Genomic DNA, 2,503 nt, shown 5'->3' with positions numbered 1-2,503 from the left:
AGAGACACGCCCTAGACAAAAGTCGCTTGCGGTCACGCCCTGGCGGCGAGGATTGTTCATCGCACGATGACATTCCAACCGCTGGAGGGAGAAATCAATGACGATCGCATCGCAGTCACTCGAGTCCATAGGTGATCACTTCGCCGTTACCACGGGCCGGTCGAAGCGACATTGGCTTTCGTTGATCCTGGTGGTTCTTCTCGTACTCGTGGGAGGACTTGTCGCCCCGGTGGTGATGGCCGCGCCGGCCGAGGCAGCCACCACACGGGTGTGCTCACCGAGCGGAAAGTGCGTGAACGCGACGATTTACTGCCCGCCCGGATCGTCGTGCGGATCAGCCATCTATCGGAAGGCCAACCCTGGCGAGTATTGTTCTTCTTCCGTCGGATGCTTCACCTGGAACGGGACAAACTACTTCGCGATCGGAGCGCGGCCCACCGGCGCGCAGGACATCGCAACGAAGAAGTGTGTATCGTCACTCGGATACGTGTGGCTAACAGCGATCGCCGGCACACCGTGGGGTTGGACCGTTGGCGGAGTACTGATAGCAGTGTGGGGGTGCTCATGATGTCTTCAACGTCGGGTCAAAGAACGGGGCCCGGATTCGGCACGTACATCGGGATCGCAGTAGTCGGAATCGTCCTAGCGATCACGATCGGCATCCTCAGCCGCGACTTCATCTGGGCTGGCGGACTGTTGGTGTTGTCCGTGGCGATGGCTGTCTACGCGTTCGTCGCCCGTCGCCCCCACCGCAGGATCTCTCAGGGCAAGGCTAAAGAATCCGATTCTCCCTGAACCTTACTCAGAAGATCACCCTCTGGACGGGGATGATCTTCTGGTGAGCCGGAGTTCGCGGTTCCGCCGCCCATCCACGCCCGCACCGTAGGGTGCGGGCGTGGATGCGGCTGGCACTCCGGGTCAAGGCGAGTGCGCGCGTTCTGTGCTGCACTGCGGTGCTTGAAGGGAGCGGCGAGACCTCGTTCCGCGTCGGCTCGTACGGCCGCGATAGAACTGATCCACCCACCCTCGGCCTCCGCGATGCTAACGGGCACCGACTGGCGCACGAGTGGGTCGCAAGCGGCTGGGCCCTACTGGCAAGATGTTCCGGGCTCACCTCGCACGCGCGCTGTCAGCTGTACTGAATGAGCACACGGGTGTGCGGTCGCTGGATCACTCGCCCAACGCCGAAGTTCGCGATCCGCCGCGGAGGGTGGCGTCTCGCGACGCGGCGTCGCCTCCCCGAGACGGCATGATGGGCTGTTGAGTGTGACGACATCTGAGTGACGGGAGGGCTGCATTGCAGGAGCTTGAGGTTGACCTGGAAGCGTTCGGAGATCTCTTCGCGACCGTTCAAAGCAGCCCGTTCACTCGCGTCGAGATTCACGCGGAGCAGGCGGCAGCGCTTGCAGGGCAGCTAGAGTACGAACGCCGCCAGCTCGCGCTGGCAGCCTGACCAACCAACCACCTGTCCGGGATTCGGGGTCAACCTCACTCCCGCAACTAGGTTTCGATACGGGACACGATTACGGCCGCACTCACTCAGCTGATCGCGCACGGTGCCGCAAACGACCGTTTACGGCCGACAGGCCGAAGCAGTTAGTCGTCGATGTTGGCCCACAGATCGGGGTTGTTGGTGAGGGCGTCAGCCAAGTCCCGTGAAGAGATCACAGCAGGGTCCTCGGTCGGCCACGTCGCCGGCAGCACCGCGGCATCGGCCGTCGCCGGACGTTTGAGGACCTGCCAGTCATCCCATCCACCGCCGGGCTCCTTGCGCAGCTCTGCGATGGTGTTCGTCCTGGCTCGGCCTTTGTCCTTCGTGTAGACCGTCAGCCTGGTTCCCTCGGGCACGAATTTGAGGGCTGCATAGATCCCTGTTTCAGCGTTGAGCACCGTCATGGTTAGACCCTACTGAGCGTGGCGCGTCTCACAATCTGCGACGCGCCTGGTCGCTACTCGTTCCGCGACCTCGGATCGAGAATGTCCGCGACGTCACGGAAGAGTGCAGCGAGGTTCTCGTGCTCACTCTCTCCGATCAGTCGGACGCTGAAGTCGCTCGACTCCTTGCCCTTGAACAGCTTGTGGTGCAGATAGGCGTAGACGTGGCCGTTGGTCTCGATGTGCACGACCGTCTCGCCGGAGTTGCCGTCGAGGGGCGAAATCCGGTCGACGGTGCACTCGATATCCGCGAAGCCGTCGTACGTCAGCGTGGTCTTGGCGGGGTAGCTCTCTGTCATTCGTAAATCCTGGCAGAGCGCCGCCGGCAACGGTCAGCGGGTCGCCGCGCATACGTGCGTATGCCAACGTCACGTCGCCGCCATTCGCCCCGCGCAGCCTCTCGCAGGGTACGGGGCATGCAACAGATCCCCCGTAACCCCCGCCCGCCCCTCGACCGCACCAGGAGGTGGCTCAAGGCTCTCGCCCCCATCGCCGCCAGCACCGCCACCATCGTGGGCGCAGCTGCGACGATCGCGTCTCACCTTCCCCTCGGCTAGGGCGTGTCTCC

At 63.3% G+C, this 2,503-nt stretch carries 2 protein-coding genes; both read right to left on the bottom strand.

What is annotated here, in order from left to right:
- Positions 1-1,596 precede the first annotated feature (1,596 nt).
- Positions 1,597-1,896 (bottom strand): hypothetical protein, encoded by a 300-nt coding sequence (locus ACPYN4_RS15465; RefSeq protein ID WP_424446874.1) that lies wholly within the window; start codon positions 1,894-1,896, stop codon positions 1,597-1,599.
- Between the two features lie 53 nt (positions 1,897-1,949).
- Positions 1,950-2,234 carry a hypothetical protein gene (locus ACPYN4_RS15460; protein WP_424446873.1) on the bottom strand — a complete coding sequence of 95 codons (285 nt, stop codon included), beginning with the start codon at positions 2,232-2,234 and terminating at the stop codon, positions 1,950-1,952.
- Positions 2,235-2,503: the final 269 nt, after the last annotated feature.

The organism is Microbacterium sp. CH-015 (assembly GCF_049707015.1).
Lineage (GTDB): Bacteria > Actinomycetota > Actinomycetes > Actinomycetales > Microbacteriaceae > Microbacterium > Microbacterium aurum.
Note: the sequence above shows the minus strand (reverse complement) of the source record. Positions and strands in the feature narration are given on the sequence as shown.